Consider the following 15,420-nt stretch of genomic DNA (forward strand, 5'->3'; position numbering starts at 1 on the left):
AACGGCAGTCGGCGAAACGGGGGAGGTGTCCGATAATTTTATCGACCCACTGACTGTATTCGGCCCGATGACCGACCGGTCCCGCTGTACCGACGACACTCACACGTTCGGCGGGAGCCGCCGCCGGTATCTGGCGGCGCTCCTCGCACTCGCCGGCGGCGCCCCGCTCGCCGGCTGTGCCTCGGAGAGTGGCAGTTCCCCCGCGTCGGAAACGCCCGCTGCCACGGACGCCGCGACGGCGCCGACTGGGACTCGGTCGACGGGTGGTACCGACGGCCCAGCGCTTGGCGACGTCGTCGAAGACGACCGACTGGCCGTAGTCGCCTACAGTGTCGGTCGCTCGGCGGACTTCGAGAGCCTGGAGGTGTTGAACGGCGACGGACACGTCGTCGTCGAGATGGGCGTCAAGAACACTCACGGGAGCGAGTACGTCGGCGTCTCGTCCCGCGGGGGCTTCACGCTCCGAGACGCCGACGGCACCGAGTACCACCCGACGGTGGCCGGGCCCGAACCCCGGCTAGACGCCGGCGCGCTCGCCCCGGGGGAGGCCGCCCGCGGGTTCGTCACGTTCGACAGGGTCCCAGCGGACGCGACGGGGTTCTCAGTCGACGTCGCCCCCACGGCCGGACCCGGCGACCTCGGGCGGGCCACGATAGACCTCGAATCGGACGGCGAGGGCCGGACACTCACCCACGACTTCGCGGTTCCGGTACACGACCTGGGCGACACCACCGAGTACCGGGACACGCGCTTCACCGCGGACGCGGTCCGCACCTCGACGGGCGACGGGGCTGTCACGCCGCGACCGGGACACGAGTTCGTCGTCGTCGATATCACCGTCGAGAACACGGCCGACGACGAGCTGTTCGTCAACACACCGGTTCAGGCCGACCTGAAAGACACGGCGGGCCGGACCTACGACCTCTCCACGGACGCGATACTGGCCTTCGAGGACGTGGCCGCGTCCGTCACTGTCGACCCGGAAAGCAGTGTCCACACGGCGCTCGGGTTCGAAGTCGAGGCGGGCCTCGAACCCCTGTATCTGGTCGTGGACCTCGACAGCATCTGGGTCGGCGGGCGGACGTTCTACCGGCTCCGGTGAGGGGGGCGGGGCCGCTCTCGACGGCCGCAGTTCTCAGCGGTGGCCGGGCAACACGTCGGGCTCGCCCGAGCGGTAGATGTACTCCACGGCGACGCCGGTCAGCGGCGAGTCCGCGGCCGTGGCGTACTCCTTTGCCAGGTCGAGATACCGCTCGGTGATGTCGACGACGTGGGTGTAGGCCGCCCGGTCGTCCGGCCGGAGGAGGTACTCCGCCGTCACGGGGGTTAGCTGCCCCTCGGCGCGGTCGTCGGCGTAGTCGTCCACGTCGTCCAGCCACACCTGCGCGCCGATGATGGCCAGCACGATGGCCTTCGCGAAGTCGTCGTCGATGTCCAGCCCCGCCAGCCGGTAGAGGTCGAGCATCCCGTCGTAGATGACGCCGACGCGGGCGTACTGGGTCTTGCTGTAGGGCAGGCCCTGTTCTTCGGCCGACAGGGCGGCCGGGGGCTCGTCGTAGTCGGCGAACTTGTACCCCTCGCGGATGGCGTCGACGGCGTCCCCGTCGCCGGCCTCCGCGTCCGCCATCAGCCCGCGGAAGTAGTCGTCGCGGTCCTGGTGGGCCTCGCTGTAGTCGACGGCCCACTGGTAGGCCTCGCCGACTCGGTCGGGCAGGTCGGCGAGCAGCCCGTCCAGATGGGACTGCAAGGTCGCCTGTGCGACTTCGGCGACCCGGCGGCGGTCGGCTTCGCTCGCGTCGAAATCGACCTCGAAGTCCTCGAACTCGGCGTCGTTGATGGCGTCGCGCATGTCGCCGTCGACCAGGGCCTCGATGGAGAGGCGGGTCATCTGCTCGGCGCGGACGACCCGCTCGCGCGGCGTGAGCGTCGGAGCGTCGCCGTCGAGTGCCGTGTCCTCGACCGGCGGAACGCCGGCGGCGATGTCGTCGCCGACGGGGTCGGTGTCGGCGTCCTGCCGGGCCGCCCGGTAGACGTACCCCAGCGTCAGTCGCGCGGGCAGGATGAGCTTCGTGTCGTAGCTGAAGTCGACGGGGCGGCCGAACTCCTCGGCCAGGGCGGCCTCGATACGGTCGTAGACGTCGTCGAGCATCCGCTCGGTCCGGTCGTCTATCTCGGATTTCAGCGAGAGGCTGCCGTAGTCGAACACGCCCGTGTCGGCGTAGTAGCCAAGCACCGAGCGGAGCGCCGTCGGCAGCCGCCGCCTCCCCGCGAGCGCGGCCGCGCCTGTTTTGAGAACCATCTGTCGTGTCCCGGTATGGACACTGCTGTGACTGGCGGCTTCTTTACCCTTTCGAGAGGCGGAGCCGGGAGCCGATAAAGCAAGACTGATTACGTACACGGCAAACCCATGAGTAATGCGTGACCGCTTTGACGTGGTAATCGCCGGGGCTGGTCCCGCCGGCGGCCAGTGTGCCCGCGACCTGGCCGAGCGGAACTACGACGTGCTGGTCCTCGAAACCGAGCCCGAAGACGAGTTCCCCCGTCAGAGCAACAAATCGACGGCCGGTACCTTCCCGTCGGCGATGACCGCCTTCGCCATCCCCGACGAGGTCGTGATGCAGTACACCGACGAGGTCGTCCTCGAATCCCCGAACGACCACTACACCCGCACCCAGACCGGCGCCGTCCTGGAGTTCGCCGAGTTCAAGCGCTTCCTCGTCGAGGACAGCCGCGAGAAGGGCGCGACCTACCGCTTCGACTCCCGCGTGTCGGCCCCCATCATGGAGGACGGCGAGATTGCCGGGGTGCGGTACGACGGCGACAAGGAGGTGTACGCCGACATCGTCATCGACGCCACCGGCCCCGCCGCGCCGCTGGCGAAGAAACTCGACGTCTGTAACCTGGAACGGGAACACCAGGCCATCGGCATCGAGTACGAGTTCGAGAACGTCGCGGTGAACCACGACGACTACGCCGACCTCCGGGACGCGATGATGCTCCGCCTGGACCACGACCTCGCCCCGGGCGGCTACTCCTGGATATTCCACACCGGCGAGGACACGGCGAAGGTCGGCCTCTGTTACATCCAGAACGGCTCCCACCACAAGTACGCCAAGGAGGGGATGGGTATCGACGACTATCTGGAGTACTGGCTCGATACGGACCCCCGCTTCGACGACGCCGAGCGGATAGAGGGGACCCAGGCCCACCGGGGGTCGGCCCACATCCAGCCGCCAAAGTCGATGAGCACGGACAGCTTCATGGCCATCGGCGACACCGTCCCCACCATCGACCCGCTGTGGGGCGAGGGCATCCACAAGGGGATGAAGTCGGCCCGCGCCGCCGCCGCCACCGTCGACGCGGCGCTGACCCCCGACGAGCCACAGACGGACGCCGACACCCTCTCCGTGTACGACCAGCTCTGGCACCGCGACGTGGCTCCGAAACACAACGCCCGGCTGATGATGACCGAGCTACTGTATCTCGCCCCCAACGAGCGATACGACGAACTGATGGACGACCTCCGGCGGACCGACAGCAACACGCTCGAACAGATAAACCGCGGTGACCGCCGCGCCATCGCCGAGCTCGCTCACATCTCGGACCTCTCGCTGCTGGCGAAGTACGCCAAACGGCGGCTGTCCCGCTAGCCGGAGAGTGTGTCGGAAGGTTGCGGTTGAAACGAACCATCGCAGCGACAGCGCGGTCCCGTCGCCACGGTAAACGGCGAGTGGGATATCCGCTCTGCCACTTTGATGTCCGGTCGGCCCACTGGTATCGTCGCTGTCGGCGCCGGCCCGAGTGCGGCAACTTTTTCTCCGACCGGCGGGGACCCTGAGCCAATGAGTGACAGCCCCGTGGGCGTGGTCGGCGACACGACGGTGGCCGACCGGCTCCGCGAGGCGGGCGTCGCCGTGGAACCGGGCACCGCCGACAGCGTCCCGACGACGGAGCGGGTCGTCGCCGTCGGCCGGCCGGCGCTGCGGGCCGTCGCGGTCGCCGACACCGACCCGCTGGTGCTTCCGGTCGACGCCGGCCGGGGCGTCCGCTCCGTGGCCCGCGAGGCCGTCCCGGCCGCCGTCGCGGGGCTGGACGGGGCAGACGCGGAGCGCCACCCGATTTTCGACGTGTCGGCGGCCGGCGTCGACGCCGGAACCGCGGTCTTCGACGTGACGGCCGTCACCATGGAGGCCGCCCGCATCTCGGAGTACGCCGTCGAGACGGCGAGCGACGTGGTGGGACAGTTCCGCGCCGACGGGGTGACCCTGGCGACGCCGGCGGGTTCGACGGGCTACGCGCGCCGCGTCGGCGGGCCGGTGGTTGCGCCGGCCGAGTCGGCCGGCGTGGTCGCGCCCATCGCCCCGTTCCAGACGAACCCGGACCACTGGGTGGTCTCGCTCGATGGGCTCTCGGTATCGATAAAGCGCGACGAGGCGACCGTCGCGCTGTATGTCGACGGCACCGAGACGACGACCGTGTCACGAGGGGAGTCGGTCCGCTTGCGCCGGGGGCAGTCGCTGCGGGTCGCTGTCCTCGGGGAAAGCCGTTCCCGGTTCCGCTGACCTCCGGAAATTGGAAAGACACTAATGGCCGTCGTACACAGAGTCAGGTATGCAGCCAGACGTCATCCTCTTCGGGCCGCTGGACACCGTCCTCGGGAGCGAGGGACCCGGCGGCGTGCTCGTCATCGAGTACGTCCTGTTGGCGCTCGTCCTCGCTAACTTCGGGACGCGACTGCTTGCCCACCGACGCCACGAGTCCCAGTACGAGGAGGGCGGTGCGGAGGAAATCACCCGCCATCCGGCACACATCGCGAGCAACGTCCTGTTGATTCTCACGTCGTTCCTCTACATGACCATCGCCCACCACGGCGGGATGGTCATGTCGGTGCTCGTCCTCGGGGCAGTCATCACTGACTTCTTCGAGTTCGAGTCCCGCAAGGTCGAAGCGCGACGCGACATCCCGCTCGAACGGCCCAAGGGCGCCATCGTCGCCGTTCTGGTCCTCGCGATGTACGCCAGCTACCAGGCGCTGTTCTGGCTCATCAAGGACCCCTGGTCCGCGGTCATCTGACGGCGGCCGCTTCTCGCAGTCCGTCGCTTCCTTCTCGCGTTTCGCGGCGCCACCTGTGCCCGGCGGTTTCGGAAACCATCAGTCGTGACTCGGCGCACACGTATCGGTTCAACTACTCTGTGAAGCGGACCGTCACCCATCCTGTCCCGGTCCTCCCGCTACTGCCCGCTCGCTGTATTCACCACGGCCTGCGGTCGGCCGGCGTTCAGTTGCGACTCGGCTCCCGTCTCGCTACTCCAAAAGACGACCTGTCGGCGTTCAGGCCGAGCGCTCGTCGAGGTACTCGCGCAGTTCGCTGGCCAGGGGGATGAGGACCCAGAACGTCAGCGCGCCGAAGACGGCAAACCAGAAGAACGCGTCCATCAACAGCAGCGCTGCGGAGTCGAACACCGTCAGGGACTCCGCCGGCGGTAGCTCACCGATGAGCTGTGCCCCTTCGAAGCTCGGCGTCCGGTACCAGCCCGCGATGGTCATCCAGCCCAGGCCGCCAACCATGAGGGCGGCGAACCCTTTCATGAACTCGTCAGCCATTACTAGAGGGTTCGTCAGCGTCGTCTTTAGACTTTCCCATCTCTTCGGTGCGAAAGCGCGTCGAAAACGCATAGACCACGGTCCCAGCGAGGATGAGCCCGATGCCCAGAACGGCGATTGGGACGTCTATCTCCGAGGCCGGGGCCGACGCTCTCTCGGTCGCCACGTCGACGAGTATGAACCCGCCGACGACGCTCAGTATCGCAAACAGCGTCGAGAACACCGTCACAGTCTTGTAGAGGCGAAGCGGCACCACGACTTCCCGCTGTTTGCCCTCGCCGCTGCTGGTTATCTGGGGCGGGTCCTCGGCGCTCGACTCGTCCTCGCTCATTGGCGTCCCTAGGTGCGGCAGCTACTTCACTGCGGCGAGACGGGGTGGGAATCGCCGTCTGTTTTCACAGCGACGGTGGTACCGTGGCGGCGGGCAGCCAGAAAGTCCCTGGGAATCGAACGGGTCGTGGCCTTCTGGCTGTTTGCCGGGATGACAGCAGGAACTGCTATGGGTTTCTACGTATGGACAGTCTCGACTCAGCGTTCACAGCGACCCAGGAAAACGGCGAAAACGAGTTCGTTATTTCGGCGGCCGCAGCCGGTAGTACCGGCGGTTGAGCGTGAACATGTACCCCTCACGCATGGTCTTCAGCACCGCGTAGGTGATCGTCGCGCTGATGATGGGCACCAGGAACGTCAGGTCGAAGAGGAGGTGCGAATCCATCGGGACGAGGTTCTTGATCGACAGGGCGGCGATGGTCAGGCTGAAGACGACGCCGGACATGCCGACGGCGGCCCAGAACGGCTGCTCGACGGGGCGTCGCGCCGACCCCTTGTTGAGGAAGGGGACGATGGCGACGAAGCCGACGACCACGACGTTTGCAAGCACACCGTAGGTTCGGTCGGCCATGATCTTCTGGCCGCCGAGAATCGACAGGTCGGGGTTCAGCGGGCCGAGTTTCAGCAGGCCAAAGGACCAGTAGAGATACCAGTCGGGCAGGATGATGGCGGGCGTGACCTGGGAGTTCGCGGGGTTTGGCATCTCCGGCGGGAGCGCCGCCGCCACGAACAGTATCATCCCGACGAAGAAGCTCGTCAGGGCGAGGTTGCGCATCATCTCGTGGGGCCAGGCCGGGAACGCCAGCACGTCCCGTTCCACGTAGTCGGACTGCTGGCGCAGGTCCTGGTCCTCGCGGCGGCCGCGTTCGAAGTACTCGTAGGTGAGCCGGGACAGGCCCTGCGTGCGCTGCTTGCGCTCGGACCACGAGGGGGTCTCGTCGTCCGGGGCGACGATACCCGAGCCCGAGCCGTCCGTGCGAACGTCGTCGGTGTCTGAGTCGTTGTCGCTCATTGTCTTAGTGTGGTTCCGCGATGCCCTGCATCCAGACGATGCCGATGTGGAGGGCGATGACGGCGGTCGTGATGAACGGCAGGAAGAACACGTGCAGGATGTACATCCGTTGCAGCGTGGACTGTGAGAGGGTGAACCCGCCGAACATCAGCTGTGCGACCCACTCGCCGATGAGCGGGATCGAGAGTGACATCTCGACGCCGATCTGGCCCGCCCAGTAGGAGAGCTGGCTCCACGGGAGCAGGTAGCCGGTGTACCCGAAGACCAGCGTCAGCGAGATGAGGATGATGCCGATGAGCCAGTTGAGCTCGCGCGGTTCCTTGTACGCGCCCGTGAAGTAGACGCGGAGCATGTGGAGGAACACGGCGGCGACCATGATCTGGGCGGCCCAGCGGTGGACCGAACGCAGGAAGTACCCCAGGTTGAGCTGGCCCATGATGAGCATCACCGAGTCGTACGCCACCGTCGCCGACCCGTCGGCGGCCGCCGCGGCGGGGGCGTAGTAGAACCCGAGCAGGGCGCCCGAGATGGCGGCGACGATGTACGCGACGGTCGAGAACGAACCGAGCGCGTACAGCGGATACCAGTACCAGAACTTGTTGTCGAGGTTGTACTGCTCGGTGTGGCTCTTCGGCATCTGCATGTTGACCTTGTAGTAGAGATCTTCGAGTATCTCCAGGTAGTCAACGACGCGCAGGCGCTTGTCGAGCCAGATGAGTGCCGTCAGGTAGACGGTTTCCAGCGGTGACAGCTCGCGGGATTTCATCCACCCTTTGTGGTCGTGGTCGTCTTTGCGTTCTAAGCTCATGGTTGGTTATCCCTCGGTCTGTGGCGGGCGCGGCAGCGCCACGAACTGTTTCTGGACGGGGCTGAACGGGTCGTACACCGACTGGTGACACTGACAGTAGATGGCGTTCTCGGCACCGAAGTTCGCGCTCCCCTCCTGGGTCTTGAAGCCGGGGACACAGCAGAAGTGCGTACACTTGTTGAGCCAGGCGATAAAGCCCTGGTCGGTGGCTTCCGAGATGAAGTCCTGGATGCTACTGGAGAGGCTACTGTACTTCCCTTCGCCGTTGGCCATCTTCTCGACCTCGACGGAGCGGATTATCTGGGCCGAGACGCCGCCCTCGTCCGTCGAGCGCCAGTTGGCGCTGGCGGGCTTGCCGATTCCGGCGTTGCCGATGCCGTTGCCCCACTCCTGGTAATCGTCGAACATGTCGACGGTCAGCGTGGCGCCCTTCTCGTATTCTCCCTGCCATTCGAAGTCCCCTTGAGTGTTGAGCAAAGCGTTTTCGGCTTCGGCCTGGGGGTAAATCCCGGGCGACGTCTGGACACCGCAGTACTGGAACCAGGCTGAGGAGTAGTCGATGCCGCTTCCGCCGTAGTCCCTGTCGATAGCGACGCCGGCCTCTTCGTCGTACTCCGGCCAGTGTCCCTTCAGTTCCCCGCCGTCTATCTCGATGGGGATGATGGGCATCCCGCGCGGTGCGGGACCGTCCGTGTTCTCGACGGCGACGAAAGTGGTCGTCCCGCCACCTTCGCCGGAGGAACTGGTCAGCGAGTCGGCCGCCGCGGCGCCGCCGACGCCGACCGCCGAAAGCGCCGCGCTACCGACGACACCCGATACGAATCGTCGTCTTCCGGTCTCAGCCGGATACTTGTCTTCGTCTAGTGGCATGTTATTTCTTGTAGTAGGGGTAGACAGCGCGTTTGACAGTCTCAACGAGTTGGTCCTTGTCGGCCATACTGGCCCCGTCGACGTCGTCCTGCCGGATGTAGAGGTCCTCCCACTTGCGCCGGCGCTTCTTGACGATCATCACGTCGGGGAGGAACTCCTTGCGGTACAGCAGCATGATGAAGGCCAGGTCGATGAAGATGGCCGTCAGGACGCCACCGAGGAACATGTTGGCCTCGATGAGGCTGACAGTCAGCGTCGCTCCGATACCGGACGCCCAGCCGGCTATCATACCGTAGGTGAAGAGGCCGACGAGGCCGACCTGGATGACGGTCAGGAGGACGATGCCGACCGCCGCGGCCGTGCTCTCACGCGGGGGCTCGTAGCGGTGGATATCGCCGTAGGTGGAGCCTTCCGACGCCATCAGTTGTTCCCTCCGCTGGTGTGGGGCGACTCACCGTACTTCAGCTGGAAGAAGGTGAAGATGAGCGGGATGATGACAGCAAGCCCCGCCCCGAAGCCGACGTAGTGGGGCTGGATGGGGACGCCGGCTTCGTGGGGGTCGACCTCAACGGGGCCGCCGCCGCCGAGCGACTGTGTCGGGTAGTCCTCCCCGACGACGATGCTGCCCTTCATCTGGAGCCCTTCGTGGGGGACACAGACGTAGTTGTAGATGCCGTCCTCTTCGAACGTGTGTTCGTAGTTGACGCCGGAACTGGAGACGGCCTCGCCCGAATCGAGCGGGCCGTCGCCGTTCGAAACCACGTTGTGACTCCCGTCGCCGGTCCAGTCCCACTCTACGGTCGCGCCGTTGTCGACGTGGACGGCCGGCGGGCCGAAGCCGTAGGCGCCGCCGTTGGCCTGTACACCGACTTCGACCGTTACCGTGTCCTGGCCCGTCGCGTCGACGGTGCTACCGGGGCCGGAGAAGTTCCCGACGTCGTCGAGGTAGCCGCCGAAGTCCGGGGCTGTGTCGCCGCCGCCGCCGGACTCGGTGCCCTCCTCCTGGGCTGCGGCCGGGCCGGCAGCGCCGAGGGCCGCCGCACCGGCCGTGGCACCCCCCGCCGTCTGGACGAATTCCCGCCTGTTCATGTTCATCCGGATTTCAGGACTGTGTTTGTATAAACCCACCGGATACCGCCCGCAGGGACCGTTACGCACCGACTTCGTCGGCGACTTCGCGCTCCCCGTCGCTTCACTCGCGGCGTCGCCGCTCGGGTCTGCTGTGGCCGCCTTGGTCGGCCTCACTCCCCCCGTCCGTCCTCGTCCGTGAGTTCGGGGACGAAGTCGGGGCGCTCGCCGTCCTCCAGGCCGATGGCGCGCAGCCGGTCGCGGTACTCCTCGGCCCGGAACTTATCGGAGAGGCGCGCGTTGGCGACGGTGAAAAACAGCACAAGCGAGACGCCGATGAAGGCGAGCCCGCCCACGACCAGGAACTCGATGTTCGTCCCCGGGCCGCCCAGCCCGAACGCCCCGAGCAGCGCGAACACCGCCCCCGCGAGCATCGCCAGGCCGGCGAGTAGCTGTACGCCGGCGATGACCTGTAACATGCGGTTGCCGAGCTCGCCCCCGCCCTGTGGGACCGCCTCGGGCTCCGGCAGCGGGTTCTCCGGCACCGTCTCCGGCACCTCGTAGCTCTCCATCGAGCACAGCGCGACGGTCGGTTTCACGTCCCGGAGGACGGTCCCTTCGCCCTCGACCGAGCCGTCGGGGTAGACGATAGCGTACCCCTCGTCGGAGTAGGCCAGCACGCGCGGGGGGTTCTCGCTTCGCTCGATGCGGGCGAACACGTCCCGGTTGGCCACCCGGCTCCGGAGGTCGCGTTCGACGCGTGACAGCAGTTCCCCGCCGGTTATCCAGGAGTCCTCGTCGAAGGCGGCGTCCCACTCCTCGGCGGTCATCTCCGCCATGTCGGCCGGGCCGAAGTCGTCGAAGTCGTACTTCTCTTCGACCTGCTCACGGAGCGCCTCGACGTCCTCGGAATCGGTTTCCGTGGGACTTCCATCGTCCTGTCCCGCTCGCACCTGCTCGTCCGAGGAATCGCTCATCGCGTCGACCTACGTGGGGCGTGCCCGTTAGCGTGACGATTGTGGCTCCCCGGCGACGCGCCTATCCGAAGTAGAGGACGCCGCCGCCGGAGGGCAGGTACTCGGCCTGACACGCCCGACAGGTCACCATCCCGAAGCGGTCGAAGCACTGCTGTTCGACCTCACAGATTTCGCAGGTCGCGCGCTCACCGTAGTAGTATTCGCTTCGTTTCGCCGGGGAGCTCATGCCGCCCGCGCCAGCATCACGACGGTTCGCCGAACCAATCATTGTCTGGCCATACGTACCGGTTCTATCGACATAAGTCTATATCTGAACGATTTTTTGGCCGATATGGTGTAGATGTAGTAAATAAAGATGGGGAAGTGGACGCGACTGGCCAGCAACTGAACCGTGCGTGACCGATGGCACGACGCGGCGGGTCCGGCGGCAGGCCGTCGTTCCGGCACGTTTTACCGGCCCCTGTCCTAACGCCGAGCATGGTGTCGGACGCGCTTATCGCATCCGTCGTGTTCGTGTCGGTGACCCTCAGCTTCCCGTGTTTCCTGTACGGCGCGTACTACATCATCGAGACCGAGCCGGTCACGTGGGGCGTGCTCGTCCACCACCTGAAGTTCGTCGGGACCGGGCTGGTGCTGACGACGGTCCCGATGTTGCTCTGGATGGCTCCCCGGCTGCCCAACCAGCTCGGCGGGCTCTCGGCCGTCCACGCCTACCTCGGCCTGCAGGCGTACGCCCTGCTGCTGTTCGGCGGGACTGGCATCGTCCGCATCTTCCGAGCGAAGCGCCGCCACGACCTCTACAACGACTACGACCAGGACCTGCTCATGGACGAGATCGGGGGCGAGCAGATGGACCACTGGCGCTCCCGGCTCCGAATCGGCGTCTTCGGCTACGTCATCTTCTGGATACTCGCCTATATCGTCGGCACGGTCCGGTTCGTCCTCCGCTACGCCGTCTGAGCGCTCACCACGCCTCGCCCGACGCGAGGTCGATATCGCTGTCGCCCTTCTCGGAGGGACAGATGTCGGCCAGCACGCACTCACCGCACTCGGCCGAGCGGGCGCCACACACCGCCCGCCCGTGGTCGATGAGCAGATGCGTGAACTGTTGCCACTCGCTCTCGGGGACGATGTCGAGCAGGTCCTGCTCGATGGCCTCGGGCCGTTCTTCCTCGGTCAGGCCGAGCCGCCGGGAGATTCGCTGGACGTGGGTGTCGACGACGATGCCCTCGACGATGTCGTGGCCGTGCTGGAGGACGACGTTAGCAGTCTTGCGGCCGACGCCCGGCAGGTCGGTCAGGTCGGTCATGGTGTCGGGCACCTCGCCGTCGTGTTCCGCGACGATTTTCTCGCCAATGCCTTTCAGGTAGCCGCCCTTGTTGTTGTGGAAGGTGATTCCGTAGATGTCCTCCGCGAGCTGCTCCTCGCTCGCTTCGGCGTAGTCCTCCGGGGACTCGTACTTCTCGAAGAGCGCCTGCGTGACCTCGTTGACGCGCTCGTCGGTACACTGGGCCGAGAGGACGACGGCGACGAGCAGCTCCAGCCGGTTCGCGTAGTTCAGCGAGATGGTCGAGTCCGGATACGCCTCGTGGAGCCGGTCGACGACTTCCTCGGCCTGTGCCTCGTGACTCGAAAGCGGTGTTCCCATACCGCTTCCTGTGTGCCGGGCGACTTTGGGGTGTCGCTCTCGCCGCCGACTCACTCCCGTGGCAGGACCAGCGTGAACGCGTTCCCGTCGTCGTAGCGGTACTCGATGTCACCGTTGACCGCGGTGAGACACCAGTTCACGACCCACAGACCGATACCCTGTCCGTGCTGGAGTGGGGTCTCGTCCCCCTCGCGCAACACCGCGGTCTCGCTGTCGGGAATCCGCTCGTTGTCGTCCCGGACTTCGAGCCGGACCACCGAGTCGTCCCCCGGCGGTGACCCGATGGTTATCCCCACCCTGGGCCCGTCCGCCGACGCGTGTTTCAGGGCGTTCTCGGTCAGGTTCGACAGCGCCAGCTCCAGCACCTCGGGCTGGGCGTGGACCGTCGGGTCCGCGACCTCGATGTCGGTCGTTATCGTCGCGTCCGGATACTGCATCAGGAATTCCTCGCGGACCGCCGCGACCACCTCGTCAAGCGCGACCGGGCGGGCGTGTAACACCTGCTCCTGCAGGCGGTCGAACTCGCGGACCTTCTCGCCGATAGAGAGCAACCGGTCGCCGGCGCGGACGATTGTCCCGGCCTGTCTCTGCAGCTCCGGGTCCCCGACGCTATCTTCCAGGGACGAGGCGAACCCCTGGATGACCGTCATCTCGTTGCGGAGGTTGTGTCTGAGCACGCGGTTGAGCACCGACAGCTGCTGCTTGCGACGCCGCTCCTCCTGGAGGTCGTACAGGACGACCATCCCGCCGACCCGGCCGCCAGTCGGGTCCGAGAGCGGGGTGTAGGAGACGGCGAACGTTCCGCCGTGTGCCCCCTCGATGTCCACCTCGCCGGTCTCTTTGAGCGTCGACAGCGTGACGCCGGTCAGCCGCTCCAGCGGCACCGGGAGGGCGGCCGTCTCGCCGAACAGCTCCTCGGCGCTGTCGTTCAGCTTGACGACCTCGTCCTGCGTGTCGATGACCACGACCGGCTCGGTCAACGAGTCCAGCCCGGTCTGCTCGGCGACCCGCTGTGTGGCCGGGTTCGTATCGAACATGTGTGTCCCGACGAAGGCGTAGAGGTCGAGCGAGACGTGGACGACCATCAGCGGCGCCGTGAGATGCAACTGTGGCGCAGGTCCCAGTTCGAACAGCCACAGCAACACCCCGACGGTGGGCGGGGCCGTGCTCAGGATGACCGCGGTCACCTCCCGGCGATACAGCGGCCCGTAGCTGATGATCGCGCCGACGAGCAACAGCGACCCGACGGCGGCGGTCCCGACACAGAACAGGATGGCGAACACGCCCCAGGGCCGGATGGCGTACTCGACCGTGGCCAGGCCGAAGACCGGGTCGAGGCGGAACTGGCTCCACACCAGCCCGTGTGTGGCGTTCGTCACGGTCAGCCCGACAGTCAGGAGCGGCACGAACATCACGACCGCAAACAGCGGGCTCCGGATGAGGTCCGCGCGGCCGGTGTAATCGAGGCCGAAGGCCAGAAAGAACGGCCCCATGAAACACATACTGATGAACGACAGCGTCTCGAAGGCGACCCGGAGCGCGGGGTCGAAGACGAGCAGCGAGAGGCCGTAGGTGACACAGAACACCGCCACGTTGGCGATGTTCCCCATGAACCACGCCGCGCCCGGCTTGTCGCGGTAGCCGTAGAGATACTGGAGCAGGTACACCGCGCCGACGCCGGCGACTAAGGAGGCGGCGATAACCCCGACGCCGAACAGGTCGGGTCTCATCCGGCCCCGCGCGGGGCCGCGGCCGTGACAGTCACGCCCGCGGCTCCCAGTCGCGGGCCGGTCCCTGGCTCGACCCCGAGCCGACCCGGCGACACAGCTACTCGTAGCATCTTCGCACCTTCAATATCCTCACCGAGAGATAAAATACTACTCCAACACGACGCGCCGGGTCGATACCACTCGGTTACGCGCACGGCCGGCCGGCCCGCCGCTCAGCGGGGCCGCGTGATTGCGGACGGCGCCGGGATGCCGACGAAACCGACTACTCGTCGCCGTAGGCCTCGGGGTAGGCCTCGGCGAGCAGCTCGGGCTCGTCGGTCAGTCGCTCGCGCACCGGGTCGATGACGTCGGAGATGGCCGCGCCCGCGGCGGGCTTGAGGTCAGCGGGGTGGAGCTCCCCCGAGAGGAAGTCGTCCTCGACCTCGTCGTAGCTGTCGTAGGTCAGGTCGCCGCCGTACTCCTCGGGCCGCTCGACGACGAAGGGCTCGTCGTCGACGGCCAGTATCGGGAAGACCAGGTGGTCGAGGTATTCGAGGACGCCGTTGTCCTCGACCTCGCCCGCGGGACAGTACGCCTGTCCGATTTTCTCCTCGACGGTCTCGGGCGAGTCGGTCAGGTTCACCTTCGAGGCCGCGTCGGAGGCGCTCATCTTCCCGCCCGACAGGCCCGACAGCAGCGGCGCGAAGACACAGACCGGCGAGTCGCCGCCGTGGTCGGGGAGGACCTCCCGAGAGAGCATGTAGATGCCCCGCTGGTCGACCCCGCCGTAGGCGATGTCGGCGTCGAGGGCCTTCACGTCGAGGGTCTGCATCAGCGGGTAGATGAGCCCGCCGAGGTTGGGGCTCTCGGACTCGCGGACGACCTCGCTCGCGGCCCGCTGACTGCGCGCGATGGTCGTTTCGGCGGCCATCCGGTACATCTCCAGGGTGTACTCCTCGTCCAGCTGGAAGTCGGTGCCGCGGACGAACTCGACGTCCTCGGGGTCGGCGCCGGCCGCCTCTATCATCCCCTCGATGGCCGTCTCGTAGTAGGCCGAACGCGCGTCGAGCAGGTCGAACGGGCTCTTGTTGTCGTCCAGGTGGGCGTGGAGGTCGGCGATGAGGACGGTCACTTCGACGCCCGCCCGCAGGAAGTCCGCGAGCTTGCGCATCGTCGTGAAGTGCCCGATGTGCATCTCGCCGGTCGGCGCGTAGCCGATGTACGCTGTCGGGTCGCCGTCCTCGAACAAGTCCCGTAGCTCCTCTTCCTTGACGACCTCCTGTGTGTGTCTGCTCACGAGGTCGATTCGTTCGGCGGTGTTCATACACTCCGGTCCCCGCTCGGGCGAGTAAAACGTTCCCCTGTCGGGTCGGTGTGCCCAAGTCCGTCCAGCC

At 66.6% G+C, this 15,420-nt stretch carries 18 protein-coding genes; 5 read left to right on the forward strand and 13 right to left on the reverse strand.

The annotated features are described in order from the left end of the window. Positions 1 to 67: 67 nt before the first annotated feature. Positions 68 to 1,102 carry a DUF4352 domain-containing protein gene (locus NJQ98_RS04415; protein ID WP_262176110.1) on the forward strand — a complete coding sequence of 345 codons (1,035 nt, stop codon included), beginning with the start codon at positions 68 to 70 and terminating at the stop codon, positions 1,100 to 1,102. Positions 1,103 to 1,135: 33 nt separating this feature from the next. Here the strand turns inward: NJQ98_RS04415 and NJQ98_RS04420 are convergent, their stop codons facing one another. Continuing rightward, positions 1,136 to 2,299, reverse strand: a complete 1,164-nt coding sequence (locus tag NJQ98_RS04420; RefSeq protein WP_262176113.1) for a hypothetical protein — start codon at positions 2,297 to 2,299, stop codon at positions 1,136 to 1,138. Positions 2,300 to 2,414: 115 nt separating this feature from the next. On the opposite strand from NJQ98_RS04420, the gene NJQ98_RS04425 reads away from it, so the two are divergent. The 3 genes from NJQ98_RS04425 (at position 2,415) to NJQ98_RS04435 (ending at position 5,073) form a co-directional block, all read left to right on the forward strand. Further along, positions 2,415 to 3,650 (forward strand): digeranylgeranylglycerophospholipid reductase, encoded by a 1,236-nt coding sequence (locus tag NJQ98_RS04425; protein ID WP_262176115.1) that lies wholly within the window; start codon positions 2,415 to 2,417, stop codon positions 3,648 to 3,650. A 192-nt stretch (positions 3,651 to 3,842) separates the two neighbouring features. Further along, entirely contained in the window at positions 3,843 to 4,562 is a 720-nt protein-coding gene (locus NJQ98_RS04430) for a diacylglycerol kinase catalytic domain-containing protein (RefSeq protein WP_262176116.1), read from the forward strand. A gap of 49 nt (positions 4,563 to 4,611) precedes the next feature. Then, on the forward strand, positions 4,612 to 5,073 hold the full coding sequence (locus NJQ98_RS04435) for a DUF7313 family protein (RefSeq protein WP_262176119.1): 462 nt from the start codon (positions 4,612 to 4,614) through the stop codon (positions 5,071 to 5,073). Between the two features lie 258 nt (positions 5,074 to 5,331). On the opposite strand, the gene NJQ98_RS04440 is transcribed toward NJQ98_RS04435, so the two are convergent. The 9 genes from NJQ98_RS04440 to NJQ98_RS04480 form a co-directional block, all read right to left on the reverse strand. Next, entirely contained in the window at positions 5,332 to 5,604 is a 273-nt protein-coding gene (locus NJQ98_RS04440) for a DUF7314 family protein (RefSeq protein ID WP_262176120.1), read from the reverse strand. Then, complete coding sequence (locus NJQ98_RS04445; RefSeq protein ID WP_262176123.1) at positions 5,597 to 5,935, reverse strand: DUF7315 family membrane protein; 339 nt, start codon at positions 5,933 to 5,935, stop codon at positions 5,597 to 5,599. Before NJQ98_RS04445 ends, NJQ98_RS04440 begins: the two co-directional genes overlap by 8 nt. Positions 5,936 to 6,175: 240 nt before the next feature. Next, positions 6,176 to 6,946 (reverse strand): cytochrome b family protein, encoded by a 771-nt coding sequence (locus NJQ98_RS04450; RefSeq protein ID WP_262176124.1) that lies wholly within the window; start codon positions 6,944 to 6,946, stop codon positions 6,176 to 6,178. A gap of 4 nt (positions 6,947 to 6,950) precedes the next feature. Beyond that, positions 6,951 to 7,754: a cytochrome b gene (locus NJQ98_RS04455; RefSeq protein WP_262176125.1), complete on the reverse strand. Its 804-nt coding sequence runs from the start codon at positions 7,752 to 7,754 to the stop codon at positions 6,951 to 6,953. 6 nt (positions 7,755 to 7,760) lie between these two features. Then, complete coding sequence (locus NJQ98_RS04460; protein ID WP_262176128.1) at positions 7,761 to 8,624, reverse strand: Rieske 2Fe-2S domain-containing protein; 864 nt, start codon at positions 8,622 to 8,624, stop codon at positions 7,761 to 7,763. Position 8,625: 1 nt separating this feature from the next. After that, positions 8,626 to 9,045 (reverse strand): DUF7318 family protein, encoded by a 420-nt coding sequence (locus NJQ98_RS04465; RefSeq protein ID WP_262176130.1) that lies wholly within the window; start codon positions 9,043 to 9,045, stop codon positions 8,626 to 8,628. Further along, positions 9,045 to 9,713, reverse strand: a complete 669-nt coding sequence (locus NJQ98_RS04470; RefSeq protein WP_262176132.1) for a halocyanin domain-containing protein — start codon at positions 9,711 to 9,713, stop codon at positions 9,045 to 9,047. The genes NJQ98_RS04465 and NJQ98_RS04470 overlap by 1 nt, the downstream gene beginning before the upstream one ends. 152 nt (positions 9,714 to 9,865) lie before the next feature. Then, positions 9,866 to 10,669 (reverse strand): DUF7319 domain-containing protein, encoded by an 804-nt coding sequence (locus NJQ98_RS04475; RefSeq protein WP_262176133.1) that lies wholly within the window; start codon positions 10,667 to 10,669, stop codon positions 9,866 to 9,868. 61 nt (positions 10,670 to 10,730) lie between these two features. Further along, positions 10,731 to 10,937, reverse strand: coding sequence for a hypothetical protein (locus tag NJQ98_RS04480; protein ID WP_262176134.1), 207 nt, complete (start codon positions 10,935 to 10,937; stop codon positions 10,731 to 10,733). A 209-nt stretch (positions 10,938 to 11,146) separates the two neighbouring features. Here NJQ98_RS04480 and NJQ98_RS04485 point away from each other — a divergent pair, with 209 nt between their 5' ends. Beyond that, entirely contained in the window at positions 11,147 to 11,629 is a 483-nt protein-coding gene (locus NJQ98_RS04485; protein WP_262176137.1) for a DUF7321 family protein, read from the forward strand. Between the two features lie 4 nt (positions 11,630 to 11,633). Here the strand turns inward: NJQ98_RS04485 and nth are convergent, their stop codons facing one another. The 3 genes from nth to NJQ98_RS04500 all read right to left on the reverse strand — a co-directional run bounded on the left by nth (position 11,634) and on the right by NJQ98_RS04500 (position 15,350). Next, positions 11,634 to 12,317 (reverse strand): endonuclease III, encoded by a 684-nt coding sequence (gene nth / locus NJQ98_RS04490; RefSeq protein WP_262176140.1) that lies wholly within the window; start codon positions 12,315 to 12,317, stop codon positions 11,634 to 11,636. Positions 12,318 to 12,367: 50 nt separating this feature from the next. After that, positions 12,368 to 14,047, reverse strand: coding sequence for a sensor histidine kinase (locus NJQ98_RS04495; RefSeq protein ID WP_262176143.1), 1,680 nt, complete (start codon positions 14,045 to 14,047; stop codon positions 12,368 to 12,370). A 262-nt stretch (positions 14,048 to 14,309) separates the two neighbouring features. Continuing rightward, positions 14,310 to 15,350 carry a tyrosine--tRNA ligase gene (locus NJQ98_RS04500; protein WP_262176146.1) on the reverse strand — a complete coding sequence of 347 codons (1,041 nt, stop codon included), beginning with the start codon at positions 15,348 to 15,350 and terminating at the stop codon, positions 14,310 to 14,312. Positions 15,351 to 15,420 lie beyond the last annotated feature (70 nt).

It is taken from the genome of Haloarcula laminariae, from assembly GCF_025457605.1.
Classification (GTDB): Archaea; Halobacteriota; Halobacteria; order Halobacteriales; family Haloarculaceae; genus Haloarcula; species Haloarcula laminariae.

Bases quoted from the DNA above. Each gene is read 5' to 3' on its own strand.
- NJQ98_RS04415 (WP_262176110.1), top strand. From the start codon at position 68: ATGACCGACCGGTCCCGCTGTACCGACGACACTCACACGTTCGGCGGG.
- NJQ98_RS04420 (WP_262176113.1), bottom strand. From the start codon at position 2,299: ATGGTTCTCAAAACAGGCGCGGCCGCGCTCGCGGGGAGGCGGCGGCTG.
- NJQ98_RS04425 (WP_262176115.1), top strand. From the start codon at position 2,415: ATGCGTGACCGCTTTGACGTGGTAATCGCCGGGGCTGGTCCCGCCGGC.
- NJQ98_RS04430 (WP_262176116.1), top strand. From the start codon at position 3,843: ATGAGTGACAGCCCCGTGGGCGTGGTCGGCGACACGACGGTGGCCGAC.
- NJQ98_RS04435 (WP_262176119.1), top strand. From the start codon at position 4,612: ATGCAGCCAGACGTCATCCTCTTCGGGCCGCTGGACACCGTCCTCGGG.
- NJQ98_RS04440 (WP_262176120.1), bottom strand. From the start codon at position 5,604: ATGGCTGACGAGTTCATGAAAGGGTTCGCCGCCCTCATGGTTGGCGGC.
- NJQ98_RS04445 (WP_262176123.1), bottom strand. From the start codon at position 5,935: ATGAGCGAGGACGAGTCGAGCGCCGAGGACCCGCCCCAGATAACCAGC.
- NJQ98_RS04450 (WP_262176124.1), bottom strand. From the start codon at position 6,946: ATGAGCGACAACGACTCAGACACCGACGACGTTCGCACGGACGGCTCG.
- NJQ98_RS04455 (WP_262176125.1), bottom strand. From the start codon at position 7,754: ATGAGCTTAGAACGCAAAGACGACCACGACCACAAAGGGTGGATGAAA.
- NJQ98_RS04460 (WP_262176128.1), bottom strand. From the start codon at position 8,624: ATGCCACTAGACGAAGACAAGTATCCGGCTGAGACCGGAAGACGACGA.
- NJQ98_RS04465 (WP_262176130.1), bottom strand. From the start codon at position 9,045: ATGGCGTCGGAAGGCTCCACCTACGGCGATATCCACCGCTACGAGCCC.
- NJQ98_RS04470 (WP_262176132.1), bottom strand. From the start codon at position 9,713: ATGAACAGGCGGGAATTCGTCCAGACGGCGGGGGGTGCCACGGCCGGT.
- NJQ98_RS04475 (WP_262176133.1), bottom strand. From the start codon at position 10,669: ATGAGCGATTCCTCGGACGAGCAGGTGCGAGCGGGACAGGACGATGGA.
- NJQ98_RS04480 (WP_262176134.1), bottom strand. From the start codon at position 10,937: ATGATTGGTTCGGCGAACCGTCGTGATGCTGGCGCGGGCGGCATGAGC.
- NJQ98_RS04485 (WP_262176137.1), top strand. From the start codon at position 11,147: ATGGTGTCGGACGCGCTTATCGCATCCGTCGTGTTCGTGTCGGTGACC.
- nth (WP_262176140.1), bottom strand. From the start codon at position 12,317: ATGGGAACACCGCTTTCGAGTCACGAGGCACAGGCCGAGGAAGTCGTC.
- NJQ98_RS04495 (WP_262176143.1), bottom strand. From the start codon at position 14,047: ATGAGACCCGACCTGTTCGGCGTCGGGGTTATCGCCGCCTCCTTAGTC.
- NJQ98_RS04500 (WP_262176146.1), bottom strand. From the start codon at position 15,350: ATGAACACCGCCGAACGAATCGACCTCGTGAGCAGACACACACAGGAG.